Consider the following 14,157-nt stretch of genomic DNA (forward strand, 5'->3'; position numbering starts at 1 on the left):
GTTTTTCACTCCGTGAGCGTGAGGCAATTGAGGGACGCGAACATCGCTTCTTCAGTTCGCACCACCTCGCTGCCCTGGTTCGGGAGGGTGTTGAGCCAGCAGTCGAATCGTGTGGGTGCGTCGGTGCCGGGGCCGTCCTCGCCGACCGTCGCGGGGTCGATGTCGAGGATTTCGGGTAATCCTCGACCCGGTGCCCCGAAGGCGACGGTCAGCCCGTCTCGCCCGTGGGCCACGTGGTCTGGCAGGGTCGACGCCGAAATCGGCGTCCCGTGCCTGGACGTGGCGACGCGGTAGCCCGCGTCGGGGCGAGTGAGGGCGTCCCCGATGGCCGTGCGTTCCACTCGGAAACCGAGTGGGCTCGTGTCCACGAGTTTCGCACGGACCGGTCGTCGCGAAGAGACCCTGATGGTAACGCGCTCCCCCTCCTCGACCTCCATGTCCGGAGGTGTGTGGAGGGAGATTGGGTGTTGCAGACCGCAATTGACCCGAACGCGCCCGTCAGATCCGACCTTGGTCACTATCCCTTCTCGTAACGACCCAGACCCGCTCGAGTCTGAGCCGGTCCATGACGAGAGGCGGAGCGGCGGCAGGATGCCGGCGTACTCCAGTTCGTCGCGCGTGCCGAAAGCCTCCTTTCGGAGGTACGGCGGCGTCGCGGCGTACCGCAAGACTGCGTCGACGAACCCGCCGCCCCACTTCCGCTCGCCGTCTTCGTCGTCGAAGACGGTGAGTCGGTCCATCCGGAAGACCGTCGCCGCGCGGGCGACGTAACCGAGTTTGCGAGTTGCCTCGCGTTTGTCCTCGGCCTCCCGAACGAGGGACGACGGCACGAGTACGCTGCGTGTCATGCCGTTTCGCGTCCACGTCTCGTCACGAGACTGTACCGAGTATACCGAGGGCGGACCTAAAAGGGTGACGTTTCCTCGCGGGGGCTGAGACGCCGTCTCACGGCCGTTCCTGGCGGTTTCGGTGTGAGGGTCTTTCACGCGGATTTCGCTCACGACGCCGATACGACATATCGTGTTGTACTCGCGCGTACGCGAGGAGGAATTTCGGGCGACGGCGTCGCCCCCGACGTGCGGCGGAGTGTCGTACGGCACGGCGATTCGGAAGTCTTATTCCTGCCCCTCGGCTTAGAGTGTAGTGTAGAGACGGGCGCTGGTAGTGTAGTGGTATCACGTGACCTTGCCATGGTCACAACCTGGGTTCAAATCCCAGCCAGCGCATGCGCGTCGGTAGTGTAGTGGTATCACGTGACCTTGCCATGGTCACAACCTGGGTTCAAATCCCAGCCGACGCATCTTTCTCGAACGCGGTGAGGTGAGTGCGGTGGACTCGAATCGGGGAGCAGCCTGCTTCGACCGTGGTTCGAATTCCGACGGAGCCGATGGCTCCGTCGGCGTTCCACTCACTCCGTTCACGGAACTCCCAGCCGACGCACTTCTCCCGAACACGAACCCACCAGAGACGTCTGTGTCTCCTGCGTGTGCGGTATCTCCTCCTTTCGTCCACCGTGCGTCGTATCCCGACTTCTCCAGTTTCTACTCGACGCCGTTCGACAGTCGAACCGTCGTACGGCTTCGACTGTTCCTCACACGAGGAACGTCGGTAGGTAGAGCACCAGACACGGAATCGCGAGCGTACGGTCGATCTCCTCGCGGGAGGCGAACGCGACGGTGATGGCTGCGGAGACGACGAGCATGTAGGCGATGCCGGGGAGGACCGTCGCGGATTCGGCGACGTGGACCTCGCCGAGCGCCGCGCCGACGCCCAGCGAGAACAGCGGGTCCGTGATGTTGCTGCCGAGGAGCGTCCCGACGGCGATCCCGCCGCGGTCGTTCCGGACGGCGGTGACGGCGACGACGATCTCGGGGAACGTCGTCCCGAGTCCGGTGACGACGCCGACGAGGTACTCCGGGATGCCGACGCTCAACGCGAAGGACTGACCGTAGGTGACGAGGAGGTGGCCCCCGACGACGACGGCACCGATGCCGACGGCGAGCAAGGCGAGCGCTCGCCTTCGCGTGTGTTCGGGGCGCTCGGAGAGGTGGTCCTGGTAGTCTTCGTGCTCGAAGAGCGCGTAGAGGAAGAGGACGTAGAGGGCGACCATCACCGCACCCTCGACGTGGGTAATCGTCCCGCCGGTGTAGACGACGCCGAGCATGACCGCCATCGCGGCGACCATCCCCGCTCCGTAGGCGCGGATCTTCTCGCGGGGGACGGCGATAGTGGAGACGAGACCGACGACGCCGAGTCCGAGGGTGATCTGCGAGGTCGCGGAGCCGACGATGTGGCCGACGAGGAGTGCACCGGTGTCGTAGACGGCGGCGTACATCGAGGTGACGATCTCCGGGAGCGAACTCCCGACCGCGACGACGGTGACGCCGACGAAGAACGTCGAGACGCCGTAGAAGTCGGCGAGGGCACCGGCACCCTCGACGGCGCGGTCGGCGCCGTAGACGAGCGTCGACACACCGACGAGGACGAGGAGGAGTTCGACGACCGGATTCATCTTCGGATGTGGAGGGTCGGGACGGGTCGCGGATAAAGGCTTTAGCCGGGCCGTTCAGACGAGCGTGACCTCGAAGGTGACGTCCTCGTCGGAACCGTCCTCGGAGACGGTCTCCGCGACCGAATTCGGTGAGCCGAGGACCGCGGATTCGAGTTTCTCGGCGTAGCTCGGCTCGCCGATGACGACGACCTCGGCGTCGCGGGCCTGGGCAGTTTCTTCGATGGTACCGGGCACGTCGGACGCCGTTCGGACGACGACTTCGCCGCGGAACTCGGGGAAGGAGAACCCAATGTCCTCGCGGACGTCCGACTCCGTGGTCCGTCCGCCGCCGGTGTCGACGTGGAGGACGGTCACGTCGGCGTCCGAGCGCTCGGCGGCGACGTGGAGCGCCCGCTCGACGACCTCGACGTCACGTTCCGTGAGTGGGTAGTCGACGCTCGCGATGACGGTCATCGACCGGACGGTGGAGGGCCACGTAAATGAGTCTTCTCGCGTGTCGCCGCTCTCTCAGTCCCCGCCCGAGACGACGCCGGCGGTGAACTCGCGGAGCGGCGCCCGGAGCGTGTAGGCGGGCGTCCGGAGGACGATGGGCGTCGCGGGGGTCAGTCCGGAGAACTTCAGGTGGAGGTGGTAGCTCCCGTCCGAACGGATGGGGGCGGCCTCCTGCTGGTCCGTCTCGGGTTCCTCGGCCCACGCGTACTCGCCGGCGTACTTCGAGGGGACCTGTCCCTCGATTTGGTAGCCCGCGGGCGTGCGGTCGAGGTGCGTCCCACGCATCGGGTAGCCCTGCCGGTGCCACGCCCAGAACCCCTCGTCGATGACGTAGACGTTCTCGTAGCCGCGCTCTTGGAGGGCGGCCGCACGCAACGAGGAGAGGTGGTGTGGACAGCCACAGTAGCAGATCACTCGGTCGCCCTTCGGCCAGTCGAGGACCGGGTCGGAACCCGACTGCTCGCCGGCGGGGCTGTTGACCGCACCGTAGACGTGCGAGGCCTCGAACTGCGTCTGACCGCGCGCGTCGGCGAAGCGCGCCTCCCGACGGGCGTACCAGTAGTGGGCGACGTCGAGTGGGACGAGCGTCACCGTCTGCCCCTCGACGTCGAGCGACTCGAAACGCGACTCGTCGACCGACCGCTTCGTCGGCGTCCCGCCCATCCCCTTCGGTGGTCGGCCGTCGTCGGGGTTCTGGTCCGCGGGGTAGTCGCCGTTCGTCTGGTAGTCGGGCGTGCCGCCGCTGCCGCCACTGCCGCTTCCGCCGAACCCGGAACACCCGGCGACGCCAGCGAGAGAGACTGCGGTCGTCGTCGCGAGGAACTCGCGTCGTTGCATGGTCGAAGAGAGGGACCACTCCCTCGTAGGCGTGTCGCCGCCCGGGTCCCCCGGAAGACTCTCCGGGGGCCGAGTCTTCATGTAGCCGGGCCGAATCCGCGTAGATATGCGACTCGCACGCGCACAGACGCCGGACGGTATCGTCTCCGGCCAGTACGACGACGGCACACTCGAAACCGAGGACGAGACCTACGAGGTCGGCGAGGACGCGGAACTCCTCGCTCCCTGTCGCCCCTCCGCGATGTACTGTGTGGGGCGCAACTACGCGGCGACGCTCGACCAGATGGACTACGAGCGTCCCGAGGAACCGGACTTCTTCATCAAGCCCCCGGTGTCGGTCATCGGCCCGAACGAGCCGATCCAGTACCCGACGTTCTCCGAGGAGGTTACCTACGCCGGCGAACTCGCCGTCGTCATCGACGAGAAGTGCAAGAACGTCGCCGAGGACGAGGTCGACGACGTGATTCGCGGCTACACCATCATGAACGACGTCGACGCCCTCGACCAACCCGGCCGAACCGCCAGGAAAGCTTTCGACGGCTCCGGCCCGCTCGGCCCGTGGGTCGAGACGGACCTCGACCCCACTGGTATCGACATGCGCACCGAGATCAACGGCGAGGAACGGCAGAACTCCAACACCGAGTTGATGCTGTTCGAGCCACGGGAGATCGTCTCCTTCCTCTCCGAGCGCTTCACCTTCCTGCCGGGCGACGTCGTCGCGTTCGGTAGTCCAGCCAACCCCGGCGAGATCGAACCCGGCGACGAGATCGAGATCACCTACGAGGGCGTCGGGACCCTCCGAAACACGGTCACCGAACCCGAAGACTGAGGCTCAGCGCCACGGCGGCGCGGGGTCGACGAGTCCGTGCAGCGAGTCGAGGGTCCACGTCGCCGCTTGCTCGGGCGGTGTCGCGTCCGCCGAGTCGGGCACCCACACGGAGGCGAGTCCCGCCGCGTGCGCACCCGCGACGTCGGACGACGCGGAGTTCCCGACGTGGACCGCCCGGTCGGCGCCGACGCCGAGGTCGGCCAGCGCCCGCTCGAACGGTTCGCGTTCGGGCTTGGCGGCCGTCTCGTCGCCCGCATAGACGACCGTCTCGAAGCGGTCTTCGAGACCGGCACCCACCAACTTCTGTGCCTGCATCCCGGCGTCGCCGTTGGTCACGAGTCCGAGCCGGTGGTCCGCCGCGAGGGCGTCGAGCGCTTCGTCGGCGCCCGGACACAGGCGGACTCGCGAGTGGTCGCGCTCGGCGGCGAAGGCGTCGGCTACCGCCCGGCCGAGGTCGGGGTCGTGGCCCTCGTCGGCGGCGATGGCGGCGAAACAGCGCGAGCGGAGGTCGTCGATGCCGTCGCTCTCCTCGACGAACTCGGCGTACCGCTCGAAGTACGCGTCGACGGAGAACAGCGGGTCCACGCCGACGTCGGCGAACGCCGCGTCGAGCACCTCGCCGGGGCCGCGTTCGTAGGTGACGAGCGTGTCGTCCAGGTCGAAGAGGACGGCGTCCATCGCCAGTCTCTCAGCGTTCGTCGGGCAAAACGTATCCGGTCTCCCGGCGCTCGACGAGTCCGAGCAGCGACGCCCACCCGAGCAGTCGCGCGACGCGCTCGCGCCAAGTCGCCTCCCAGTCCGGGTTCCGCTCGCGCTCCCAGCGCGGGACGACCGACTCGACACGTTCGAACACCGCGTCGGCGTCGAGCGGGCGGTCTGCGTCGGCGAGGGCGTCGAGCACCTCGCGGGCGGCGTAGACGTTCGCCTCGAACGCGTCGGCGAGCGGTCCGGGGGCCACCGCAGCGTCGGTACGGACGAACTTCCCGTCGACCTCGTTCGCGAGTCCGAGCGCCCGGAGGAAGGTCAGCCACGTCGCGGCGTCGTCGCGGTCGGCGACGTCCGTCCGGTCGACGACGCGGGCACAGCAGTCCGACTCCGGTCGTGGTGTCCGCGGGAGCGCCGCGCGGACGGTCTCGACGGCGTCGAGGCTCGCGGGCGGTTCCGGGACGGGCTTGTGGCGCATCCCTCAGAGACCGAAGGACTCCGCGAGGAGGTCCTCGTTCACCTCGCCGTAGGCGTAGGTGGGGCCGCCGACCACGTCGACGGTCACCTGCGCGGGCGCGAACACCCGTTCGTCGACCTCGTAGAAGTCCCAGTCGGCCTCCGCGAAGATGTCGGCGAAGGGCCGACCGTACTCCTCGGTCGCGGACGAGGGGAGTTCGTCGAAGAAGTCGGCGTCCTCCTCGACGGTGAGGTGGACGCGGCCGCCGTAGGCCAGCGCGTCGTTCGTCCGGCCGATGGCGGTCTCCTCGTCGCCGGCGACGGGCGCGACCGGCGCGCTCCCCGAGACCGATCGGACGTCGGTCGGGTCGTAGCCGAGTTCGAACAGCCGGAAGACCGCGAGTTCGGGCGCGCGGGCGGCCATGCTGACGCTCCCGCAGATGCTCGCCGTCGGGTAGGCCGCGAGGTAGACGCCGTCGGTACCGATCTCCGCGAGGTCGGCGACGTGCTCGGCGACCTGCTCGTCGGGCAGTTCGTCTCCTTCGAGCGTGAGGACCGTGAGGTCGAAGGCGTCGGTGTAGCCGACGGCGCGGAACTCTTCTTCTTCGGCGACGAGCGCGCGGGCCGGCCCGGAGCCGAGTCCCTCGTAGCCGTCGACGGAGACCTCCCAGCCCGCCTTCTGCGAGCAGAGCAGGGCGAGCGCGGGGCGGTCACAGGCGAGTTCGACGCGCGGGAACGTCGCGCCCGCCACCTCGTCGACGCGGGTCTGGACCGTCGCGAGGCCGGCCGTCTGCAACTCTGCGAGCAGGAGTCCCGCCTCGATACCGCCGGGGTGGTCGACTCCGAAGTCGATAACCGTCGCACCGTTGTCCAGGTCGAAACCGCCGATGTTCAACTCGCCGGCGAAGTCGAGCGCCTCGTCGGCGAGTTCGATGGCCATCCGGTTGATGCTCTCCATACGCGGGATGTGGGCGCCCTCGGGTAAAGTATCGCGGGTATCGGGACGACGCCTCACTCGGGCGGTCGCCGCCCCGACGCCTCCGTCGCGGGGACGAACGCGAAGCGCCAGAAGGCCCATACCGTCCCGACGAAGACCGCGAGGAGGAGGCCGCCCGCGGTCGCGACCCGGTCGAGGACGTGCGGGTAGACGTAGCGACAGTCCCGAACGAGGACCGCGACGCGGTAGGTCTCGCCGTCGAAGGCGACGAACGACCCGCCGAGCCCGTACGTCCGCGAGAGTGGCTCACGGTCGGTGATCGGCGTGTCCCGCACGCCGGCGCGGACGGCGTCTCGCGCGGGAGCGGGGAGCGAGGTGTAGTTCCGGACCTCGGCGCCCGCGGGCGGCGTCGCTCGCTCGACGTCGAAGTGGTACCCCGACTCACAGTCCGTCGCGGACGGCGTCCAGGCGGCGCCACCGGCGGCGACGGCCGCGCCGAGGAGGAACAGGGCGAACGCGACGCGAGTCCCGGGTCTCACACGGGGAGGGTCACGGCCGAGCGCAAAGTGTGTGTCGAGACCGCGGGGTGGACGGCGATGGCGGTGACGGACTGCAGCCCAAGTTCACCCCTGTCGTGGCTCCTCGCGTCCCTTCTTCGCCTCGCGACCGAGGACGTCCTCGACGGCGCGGACCTTCTCCGAGGCCGGTTCGTCGACCGTCCGCTTGTCGTCGACCTTCAGGAACGTACCGACCCGGTCGGCGTCGACGGCCTCGTGGGCGGCCAGACAGGCCTCGAACAGCGTCTCCGCGTCCGGCGCCTCGATGGTCGTCCCCATCGGCGTGGTCTCGTACTCCACGTCGAAGTCGTCGAGCGCGGCGACCGCGTCCGCCACGTCCTCGGCCATCTCGTCCTTCCCGGTCGGTGCGACGCTCAGGAACCCGTAGGTCGTCATAGTCGAGGGGAGGACGCGAGTCGGCAAAAAGGTACGCGGGCGATGGGGTCCGAGCGAGTGAGTCGGGCCGCGTCGGCCCGGCCGCTTTTGCGGACGGCGACTGTCCAACCGTCCATGCGAGGGTACGTGGCACGGATACGACAGGTCGCCCGCGCAGTCTACCGGGAGTTACGGGCCGAGAACGTGACGTTCATGGCCGGGAGCATCGCCTACCACGCGTTCGTCTCGGTGCTCCCGTTCCTCGCACTCGTGCTGGTCGTCGTCGCGGCGTTCGGCGGCGAGCAGCGCGCGACGGCCATCGTCCGATTCACCGAGGCGTACCTGACCCCGAGCACGCAGAACCTCCTGACCGACGCCGCGGAGAAGGCCGCGAGCGACGCCGGCGTCTCGGTGGTCGGGGGCGTCGCCCTCCTCTGGGGGACCTCGAAGATCTTCCGAGGGCTAGACCAGGCGTTCTCGGATATCTACGAGACGCAGGCGGCGAACACGCCGCTCGATCAGGCCCAGGACGCCGCGATAGTCGCGCTCGCGCTCGGGTTGGCCGTCGTCGCCGTCGGTCTGGTCAGGGAGATCGTCACCCTGCCCGGTGGCGGCCCGCTCGAACCGTTCGTGAACGTCACGCTCCTCGGCGTCGGACTCGCCGTCGCGTTCCTCCCGCTCTACTACGTCTTCCCCGACGCGGACGTGACGGTCCGCGAGATCCTCCCCGGCGCGGCGTTCGCGGGGCTCGGGTGGGCGGTGCTGGAGACCGCCTTCCGCGTCTACGCCCAGCGGGCGGGCGGCGCCTCGGAACTCTACGGTTTCGTCGGCGCCATCCTCGCGCTCCTCACGTTCTTCTACTTCAGCGGACTCCTGCTCCTCGCCGGTGCGGCCCTCAACGCGGTCCTCGCCGGACGCAGCGAGGACGTCGCCGCTATCGACTGGGAACTCGACGTCCCGACCGGTGAGACTGCCGACCGGGAGACGTCGGTTTCACTCCCCACGGCCGCGCTCGACGACCTCGACGCGGCGCTCTCGACGGACGAACCGGTGACTGTCACGGTCGTCGATGGCGAGGACGCGGAGACGGTGACGCTCCCGCCGCCGACGGAGGTCGCCGTCGAGGAGTACGCCGTCCGTCGGCCGTCGTGGCTCGGCGGCGGCGAGTCGGAGTCGGTCGTGACGCTCCGCTGGGAAGAAGAGTAGTCTTCAGCAGGACGTGGGTTCGGTGACCACGACGCCGTCGTCCTGGACGGCGACGTCGAGTTCCGTCGCGCAGTCGGGACCCCAGTTGATGGTCTTCCGGAGTTCGCCGCCGACACTGATCTCGGCGTGGTAGGCGTCCTTCGGGACGGAGACGGTCTTCGACCCGCCGGCCGTGAGGGTGTGTTTCTCCCGGTAGGCGATGGAGTCGTCCGTCCGGTCGTGGAGCGTCAGGAGGACGGTCCACTCGCGGTTCGTCTCGTTCCGGATCGCGACCCGCATACCGCCGGAGTCGCCGGTCCCCGGGACCGACCCGGAACAGCCAGCGAGCAGGGCGGCCGCCGCGACGCTACCGTTTCGGAGGAGGGCTCGTCGTCGCATCACCCACGGCTACGACGTTCCCGCCCGTAAAAAGGCCCGCTCACGAGGACAGTCGAACGACTGTCCAACTGTTTCGAGGCAGACCCGAGACGGGTGAGAAGCATCCGCGAACGAGCGGTTCGGAGAACCCGAGCGAAGCGGTTCACTCGCGCTTCGCGCGAGGCCGAGGAACCCCCCGTCGGGGGTGACGATGGCTTTTGGCCGAGCTTTTGCGAGAAATCGCGCCCACGGGCGCGATTTCGCGGCAAAAGGTCGTTCTACTGGAACCCGATGGGACCGCCCTCGCGACGGTCCTGGCGGTCGCCCTGGCCGCCGCGGAACTGCTCCTCGACGTCCTCGTAGTAGTCGAGGAGGTCCTCGGTGATCGTCGGGCGGACGTTCTCCATGGCCTCGCGGAAGTGGCGCATCTCGACCACTTCTGCGTGCTCGTCCTCGCGGAGCGCCTGGATGGCGGCCTCGCGGGCAATGTTCGCGATGTCCGAGCCGACGTAGCCGTCGGTGAGCTCGGCGAGTTCGCGCAGGCTCACGTCCGGCGCGAGCGGCGTGTCGTCCGTGTGGATGCGGAAGATCTGCTCGCGACCCTCGACGTCGGGTTGGCCGACCATGACCATGCGGTCGAAACGCCCCGACCGGATGAGCGCCGGGTCGATGATGTCCGGGCGGTTGGTCGCGCCGATGACCATCACTTCCTCCATCTCCTCGAGGCCGTCGAGTTCGGTGAGGAGCTGGTTGACGACGCGCTCGGAGACGTTGTTACCGGCGTTCTGGCCGCGGCCGGGCGCGAGGCTGTCCAACTCGTCGAAGAAGATGACGGTCGGTGCGACCTGCCGGGCCTTCCGGAAGGTCTGGCGGATGGCCTTCTCCGACTCGCCGACCCACTTCGAGAGGAGCTGGGGTCCGCGCACCGAGATGAAGTTCGCGTTCGTCTCGTTGGCGACGGCCTTCGCCATCAGCGTCTTCCCGGTGCCGGGCGGGCCGTACAGCAACACGCCGTTCGGCGGGTCGACGCCCATCCGGGAGAACTTCTCCGGCGAGGAGAGGGGCCACTCGATGCTCTCCTGGATCTCCTGTTTGGCGTCGGAGAGGCCGCCGACGTCGTCCCAGGAGATCTTCGGGAGTTCGACGAGGACCTCGCGCATCGCCGAGGGTTCGACCTCGTTGAGCGCGCCCTTGAAGTCGGTGCGCTTGACGATCATCCGGTCGATGAGGCTCGGCGGGATGTCCTCCTCGTCGAGGTCGATCTCGGGGAGGTACCGGCGGAGCGCACGCATCGCGGCCTCCTTCGAGAGACTCTCGATGTCGGCGCCGACGAAGCCGTGAGTCTCCTCGGCGAGGTGGCCGAGGTTCACGTCGTCGGAGAGGGGCATGCCGCGGGTGTGGATCTTCAGGATCTCCTCGCGACCCGTCTCGTCGGGGACGCCGATCTCGATCTCGCGGTCGAAGCGCCCCGGCCGGCGGAGTGCGGGGTCGACGGCGTCGACGCGGTTCGTCGCCGCGATGACGATGACCTGCCCGCGGCCTTCGAGACCGTCCATCATCGTCAGGAGTTGGGCGACGACGCGGCGTTCGACCTCACCCGTGACGTCCTCGCGCTTGGGCGCGATGGAGTCGAGTTCGTCGATGAAGATGATGGAGGGCGAGTCGTCCTTCGCGTCCTCGAAGATCTCGCGGAGTTGCTGTTCGCTCTCCCCGTAGTACTTCGAGATGATCTCCGGGCCGGCGATGGAGAAGAAACTCGCGGAGGTCTCGTTGGCCACCGCTTTGGCGAGGAGGGTCTTCCCGGTGCCCGGCGGCCCGTGCAGGAGGACGCCCTGGGGCGGTTCGATGCCGAGTTTCTGGAAGATCTGCGGGTGCTTCATCGGGAGTTCGACCATCTCCCGGACCCGCTGAATCTCGTTCTGGAGGCCGCCGATGTCCTCGTAGGTGATGCCGCCACCCGTGCGGTCGTAGCCGGAGATCGGCTCCTCGCGGAGTTCGACCTCGGTGTCCTCGGTGACGAGGACGACGCCCTCGGGTTCGGTCTCGACGGCGATGAGCGGGATCGCCTGACCCGGAGAGCGCATGAACGGGTGGTTGGTGGAGGACATGACGGGGACGATGTCGCGGGAGACGACCGGCCGCTTGAGGATCTGGCGTTTGACCATGCCGGCGGCGTCGGAGCCGAACTGCACGGACGCCTCCTCGGGGGGCGCGAGGACGAGTTTGTCGGCCTTCTCGGCCTCGGCCTTCCGGATCTTCACCCGCTCACCGATACCGACGTCGGCGTTCTGCCGGGTGAACCCGTCGATCCGGACGGTGTCGGTGTTCCAGTCCTGCCGGTCCGCGCGCCAGACCTTGGCGGCGGTCCGCTCGGCCCCCTCGATCTCGATGATGTCGCCGGGGCTGAGCTTCAGGTGGAGCAGGGTGTCGGGGTCGAGGCGGGCGATTCCGCGTCCCGAGTCGTTCGGGTACGCTTTCGCCACCTCAAGTTGGACTTCGTTCATACTTTTGGGTTCCTTATATAGGGTATCTGTCTCGCCGACGAAAGTATCTTCCGTCGACGGCTATGGTACACCCTACCATATCCGGCTATTAAGAAGTGTCGCCTCGCCCAGTACGCTGCCGGTAGTCGCTCCCGTCCAGCGATTTCGAGCGGTGAGTCGGCCGAACGATTCATACGCCGTTCGGTCCGGGTGCTTTTTCGCCCTCCCAGCCCTCACGTCGGACATGACCGACGTACTCGCCTTCGACGGCCGAACCGGGGCCAGCGGCGACATGCTCCTCGGCGCGCTCGCGGCCGCCGGCGCCGACACGGACGTCCTCACCGCCGTCGAGGACGAACTCGCCATCCACTACGAGTTCGAGACGGTGACGAAGAACGGAATCCAGGCGACGAAAGCGACCGTCGTCCACGAGGCGGCCGACGGAGGCCGCGACGACGGCGACGAGCACGAACGCGAACACCACGAGCCAGAACATCACGGCCACGACCACGGTCACCCCGAGGAGCACGACCACCGACACGGTCACGGGGACGGTCACGACCACGCACACGGACACGCCCACGACGGCCACTCACACGACCACTCGCACGACCACCACGACGCCGAGGGCCACGGTCCGCACCGGACCTACCCCGAGGTCGTCGACGTCGTCGAGTCGATGGACCTGCCCGAGCGGGCCGCGCAGGTCGCCCTCGGTGCGTTCGAGCGTCTCGGTCACGCGGAGGCACGGGTCCACGGCACCGACCTGGCGGAGACCCACTTCCACGAAGTCGGCGCGGACGACGCCATCGCGGACGTCGTGGGCGTCGCGCTGCTCGTCGCGAACCTCGACCCGGACCGAGTCGTCACGACGCCCGTCGCGGCCGGCGGCGGCGAGGTGGAGATGAGCCACGGCGTCTACCCGGTCCCCGCGCCGGCCGTCGTCACCGTCGCCGAGGGCGCCGACTGGGAACTACGCGGCGGACCGGTCGACGCCGAACTCCTCACGCCGACGGGCGCGGCACTCCTCGCGGAACTCGCCGAGGGTGTCGAGTCCGTCCCCGCGATGCGCCTCCGCGAGTCCGGCTACGGGGCGGGTGCGATGGACCTCGAGCGCTACCCGAACGTCCTCCGTGCGCTCCGGGGCGAGGCGAAGGGCGGACTCCGGGAAGAACCCATCTCCGTGCTGGAGACGAACCTCGACGACGTCGCCCCCGAGGTGCTCGGCGGGCTCCAGTCCTCGCTCGCGGACGCGGGTGCGCGAGACGTCTCCATCGTCCCGCTCTCGATGAAGAAGTCCCGACCGGGCCACCTCGTGAAGGTCGTGGTGCGACCCGAGGACGAGGAGCGGGTCGCCCGCCGACTCGCCGAGGAGACCGGTACCCTCGGGGTTCGGAAGGCGGGCGCGACCCACCGCTGGGTGGCCGACCGCCACTTCGAGACGGCTACCGTCGAGTTCGACGGCGAGTCCTACGAGGTGTCGGTGAAGGTCGCGAGCGACCAGTCTGGTGAGGTGTACGACGCCAGCGCCGAGTACGACGAAGCCGAGGCGGTGGCCCGCGAGGCGGGTGTCCCGGTCCGTGAGGTGATTCGCCGGGCCGAGTCCCAGTACTAGTTACTCCTCAATCTCCTCGCGGTGGGCCGCGATGGCCTCGTCGAGGGTGAGTTCGCCCGTGGCGACCTGTCTGGCGAGGCGCTCGGGGAGGGTGCGGTTCTCCTCGGAGCGCTCGCGCGAGCGGTTCTTGATGACCTGGAGTTCGCCCGCGGTCGGTTCGACCGAGCGACCGCTGACGCGTTCACCCTCCAGGTGGGCGATGTTGACCGCGGCGAGCACGTCGTCCATGTTCCGGGCGCCGCGTCCGAGGTACGGCGTCGTCCCGGTCTCGTCGACGAGTTCGACCGTCACGCCGGCCTCGCCGAGGGCGTCGATGACGCGGGCGCCGTGGAGGCGCGCACCGTCGCCGACGCGGACGACCGGGTCCGGGACGTCGGCGACCTCTTCGAGGACGACGTCGGCGGCGTCCTCGACGGGCACCTGGTAGGTCGCGACGACCATCCCGCCGTGGAGGACGGCGATACCGGGGTTCGGGCCGGGGTCGACGCCGACGACGACCTGCCCGGTCCCACCGCGCATGTAGGCGAGCGCCTCTTCGACCGCCTTCCGTGGGTCGTCCGGGTCGGCGACGACGGTGTGGACGCCGGGGTAGGTGTCTCCGGCACCGTCTCCACTCTCCGACTCGGCCGTGACGACGACCTCCGCCTCTTCGGGAAGGTTTGTGCCCGGTTCGACCGTGGTGAACTCGACGTCCCGGTCGCGCAGGGCGTTCACGACCTCGTGGTAGACTTCGAAGTCGTTGGTTGCGACGACAATCACTGTGTAGAGGTAGGCGACGCACGGCAAAAAGGTCGTC

General features: G+C 68.6%; 15 protein-coding genes and 2 tRNA genes. 5 read left to right on the forward strand and 12 right to left on the reverse strand.

Features of this window, described 5'->3' with window-relative positions:
* Window positions 1-5 precede the first annotated feature (5 nt).
* The gene (locus P0Y33_RS16290; protein ID WP_279528441.1) at window positions 6-848 is read right to left on the reverse strand and encodes an RNA methyltransferase; all 843 of its coding nucleotides are present in this window, start codon (window positions 846-848) and stop codon (window positions 6-8) included.
* 307 nt (window positions 849-1,155) lie between these two features.
* Between P0Y33_RS16290 and P0Y33_RS16295 the strand changes: the two genes are divergently transcribed.
* Window positions 1,156-1,226, forward strand: a tRNA-Gly gene (locus tag P0Y33_RS16295).
* Window positions 1,227-1,229: 3 nt separating this feature from the next.
* Window positions 1,230-1,300: transfer RNA gene (locus P0Y33_RS16300), tRNA-Gly, on the forward strand.
* A gap of 291 nt (window positions 1,301-1,591) precedes the next feature.
* Here the strand turns inward: P0Y33_RS16300 and P0Y33_RS16305 are convergent.
* From P0Y33_RS16305 to P0Y33_RS16315, 3 genes are read right to left on the reverse strand one after another with little or no spacing between them, the layout of a single operon-like run.
* The gene (locus P0Y33_RS16305) at window positions 1,592-2,512 is read right to left on the reverse strand and encodes a sodium:calcium antiporter (RefSeq protein ID WP_279528442.1); all 921 of its coding nucleotides are present in this window, start codon (window positions 2,510-2,512) and stop codon (window positions 1,592-1,594) included.
* 54 nt (window positions 2,513-2,566) lie between these two features.
* Window positions 2,567-2,965, reverse strand: coding sequence for an adenine nucleotide alpha hydrolase family protein (locus P0Y33_RS16310; RefSeq protein ID WP_279528443.1), 399 nt, complete (start codon window positions 2,963-2,965; stop codon window positions 2,567-2,569).
* Window positions 2,966-3,019: 54 nt separating this feature from the next.
* A complete protein-coding gene (locus P0Y33_RS16315; RefSeq protein ID WP_279528444.1) occupies window positions 3,020-3,841 on the reverse strand; it encodes a rhodanese-like domain-containing protein in 822 nt (273 codons plus the stop codon).
* A 106-nt stretch (window positions 3,842-3,947) separates the two neighbouring features.
* On the opposite strand from P0Y33_RS16315, the gene P0Y33_RS16320 reads away from it, so the two are divergent.
* The gene (locus tag P0Y33_RS16320) at window positions 3,948-4,670 is read left to right on the forward strand and encodes a fumarylacetoacetate hydrolase family protein (RefSeq protein WP_279528445.1); all 723 of its coding nucleotides are present in this window, start codon (window positions 3,948-3,950) and stop codon (window positions 4,668-4,670) included.
* A 3-nt stretch (window positions 4,671-4,673) separates the two neighbouring features.
* On the opposite strand, the gene P0Y33_RS16325 is transcribed toward P0Y33_RS16320, so the two are convergent.
* From P0Y33_RS16325 to P0Y33_RS16345, 5 genes are all read right to left on the reverse strand, one after another.
* Entirely contained in the window at window positions 4,674-5,348 is a 675-nt protein-coding gene (locus P0Y33_RS16325) for an HAD family hydrolase (RefSeq protein WP_279528446.1), read from the reverse strand.
* A 10-nt stretch (window positions 5,349-5,358) separates the two neighbouring features.
* Window positions 5,359-5,853: a hypothetical protein gene (locus P0Y33_RS16330; RefSeq protein WP_279528447.1), complete on the reverse strand. Its 495-nt coding sequence runs from the start codon at window positions 5,851-5,853 to the stop codon at window positions 5,359-5,361.
* Window positions 5,854-5,856: 3 nt separating this feature from the next.
* The gene (mch, locus tag P0Y33_RS16335) at window positions 5,857-6,789 is read right to left on the reverse strand and encodes a methenyltetrahydromethanopterin cyclohydrolase (protein WP_279528448.1); all 933 of its coding nucleotides are present in this window, start codon (window positions 6,787-6,789) and stop codon (window positions 5,857-5,859) included.
* A gap of 53 nt (window positions 6,790-6,842) precedes the next feature.
* Window positions 6,843-7,307: a hypothetical protein gene (locus tag P0Y33_RS16340; protein WP_279528449.1), complete on the reverse strand. Its 465-nt coding sequence runs from the start codon at window positions 7,305-7,307 to the stop codon at window positions 6,843-6,845.
* Between the two features lie 84 nt (window positions 7,308-7,391).
* Window positions 7,392-7,721, reverse strand: coding sequence for a thiamine-binding protein (locus P0Y33_RS16345; RefSeq protein WP_279528450.1), 330 nt, complete (start codon window positions 7,719-7,721; stop codon window positions 7,392-7,394).
* Window positions 7,722-7,835: 114 nt separating this feature from the next.
* Between P0Y33_RS16345 and P0Y33_RS16350 the strand changes: the two genes are divergently transcribed.
* Entirely contained in the window at window positions 7,836-8,906 is a 1,071-nt protein-coding gene (locus P0Y33_RS16350; protein WP_279528451.1) for a YihY/virulence factor BrkB family protein, read from the forward strand.
* 3 nt (window positions 8,907-8,909) lie between these two features.
* Here the strand turns inward: P0Y33_RS16350 and P0Y33_RS16355 are convergent, their stop codons facing one another.
* On the reverse strand, window positions 8,910-9,284 hold the full coding sequence (locus P0Y33_RS16355; RefSeq protein WP_279528452.1) for a hypothetical protein: 375 nt from the start codon (window positions 9,282-9,284) through the stop codon (window positions 8,910-8,912).
* Between the two features lie 257 nt (window positions 9,285-9,541).
* Window positions 9,542-11,767 (reverse strand): CDC48 family AAA ATPase, encoded by a 2,226-nt coding sequence (locus tag P0Y33_RS16360; protein WP_279528453.1) that lies wholly within the window; start codon window positions 11,765-11,767, stop codon window positions 9,542-9,544.
* A gap of 223 nt (window positions 11,768-11,990) precedes the next feature.
* On the opposite strand from P0Y33_RS16360, the gene larC reads away from it, so the two are divergent.
* A complete protein-coding gene (gene larC / locus P0Y33_RS16365) occupies window positions 11,991-13,361 on the forward strand; it encodes a nickel pincer cofactor biosynthesis protein LarC (protein ID WP_279528454.1) in 1,371 nt (456 codons plus the stop codon).
* On the opposite strand, the gene P0Y33_RS16370 is transcribed toward larC, so the two are convergent.
* Window positions 13,362-14,120 carry a hypothetical protein gene (locus tag P0Y33_RS16370; RefSeq protein ID WP_279528455.1) on the reverse strand — a complete coding sequence of 253 codons (759 nt, stop codon included), beginning with the start codon at window positions 14,118-14,120 and terminating at the stop codon, window positions 13,362-13,364.
* Window positions 14,121-14,157 lie beyond the last annotated feature (37 nt).

Source organism: Halospeciosus flavus, from assembly GCF_029814175.1.
In the GTDB taxonomy this organism is placed as follows: domain Archaea; phylum Halobacteriota; class Halobacteria; order Halobacteriales; family Halobacteriaceae; genus Halospeciosus; species Halospeciosus flavus.

Coding starts and splice junctions, on each gene's coding strand:
- P0Y33_RS16290 (WP_279528441.1), bottom strand. CDS start 848: ATGACACGCAGCGTACTCGTGCCGTCGTCCCTCGTTCGGGAGGCCGAG.
- P0Y33_RS16305 (WP_279528442.1), bottom strand. CDS start 2,512: ATGAATCCGGTCGTCGAACTCCTCCTCGTCCTCGTCGGTGTGTCGACG.
- P0Y33_RS16310 (WP_279528443.1), bottom strand. CDS start 2,965: ATGACCGTCATCGCGAGCGTCGACTACCCACTCACGGAACGTGACGTC.
- P0Y33_RS16315 (WP_279528444.1), bottom strand. CDS start 3,841: ATGCAACGACGCGAGTTCCTCGCGACGACGACCGCAGTCTCTCTCGCT.
- P0Y33_RS16320 (WP_279528445.1), top strand. CDS start 3,948: ATGCGACTCGCACGCGCACAGACGCCGGACGGTATCGTCTCCGGCCAG.
- P0Y33_RS16325 (WP_279528446.1), bottom strand. CDS start 5,348: ATGGACGCCGTCCTCTTCGACCTGGACGACACGCTCGTCACCTACGAA.
- P0Y33_RS16330 (WP_279528447.1), bottom strand. CDS start 5,853: ATGCGCCACAAGCCCGTCCCGGAACCGCCCGCGAGCCTCGACGCCGTC.
- mch (WP_279528448.1), bottom strand. CDS start 6,789: ATGGAGAGCATCAACCGGATGGCCATCGAACTCGCCGACGAGGCGCTC.
- P0Y33_RS16345 (WP_279528450.1), bottom strand. CDS start 7,721: ATGACGACCTACGGGTTCCTGAGCGTCGCACCGACCGGGAAGGACGAG.
- P0Y33_RS16350 (WP_279528451.1), top strand. CDS start 7,836: ATGCGAGGGTACGTGGCACGGATACGACAGGTCGCCCGCGCAGTCTAC.
- P0Y33_RS16355 (WP_279528452.1), bottom strand. CDS start 9,284: ATGCGACGACGAGCCCTCCTCCGAAACGGTAGCGTCGCGGCGGCCGCC.
- P0Y33_RS16360 (WP_279528453.1), bottom strand. CDS start 11,767: ATGAACGAAGTCCAACTTGAGGTGGCGAAAGCGTACCCGAACGACTCG.
- larC (WP_279528454.1), top strand. CDS start 11,991: ATGACCGACGTACTCGCCTTCGACGGCCGAACCGGGGCCAGCGGCGAC.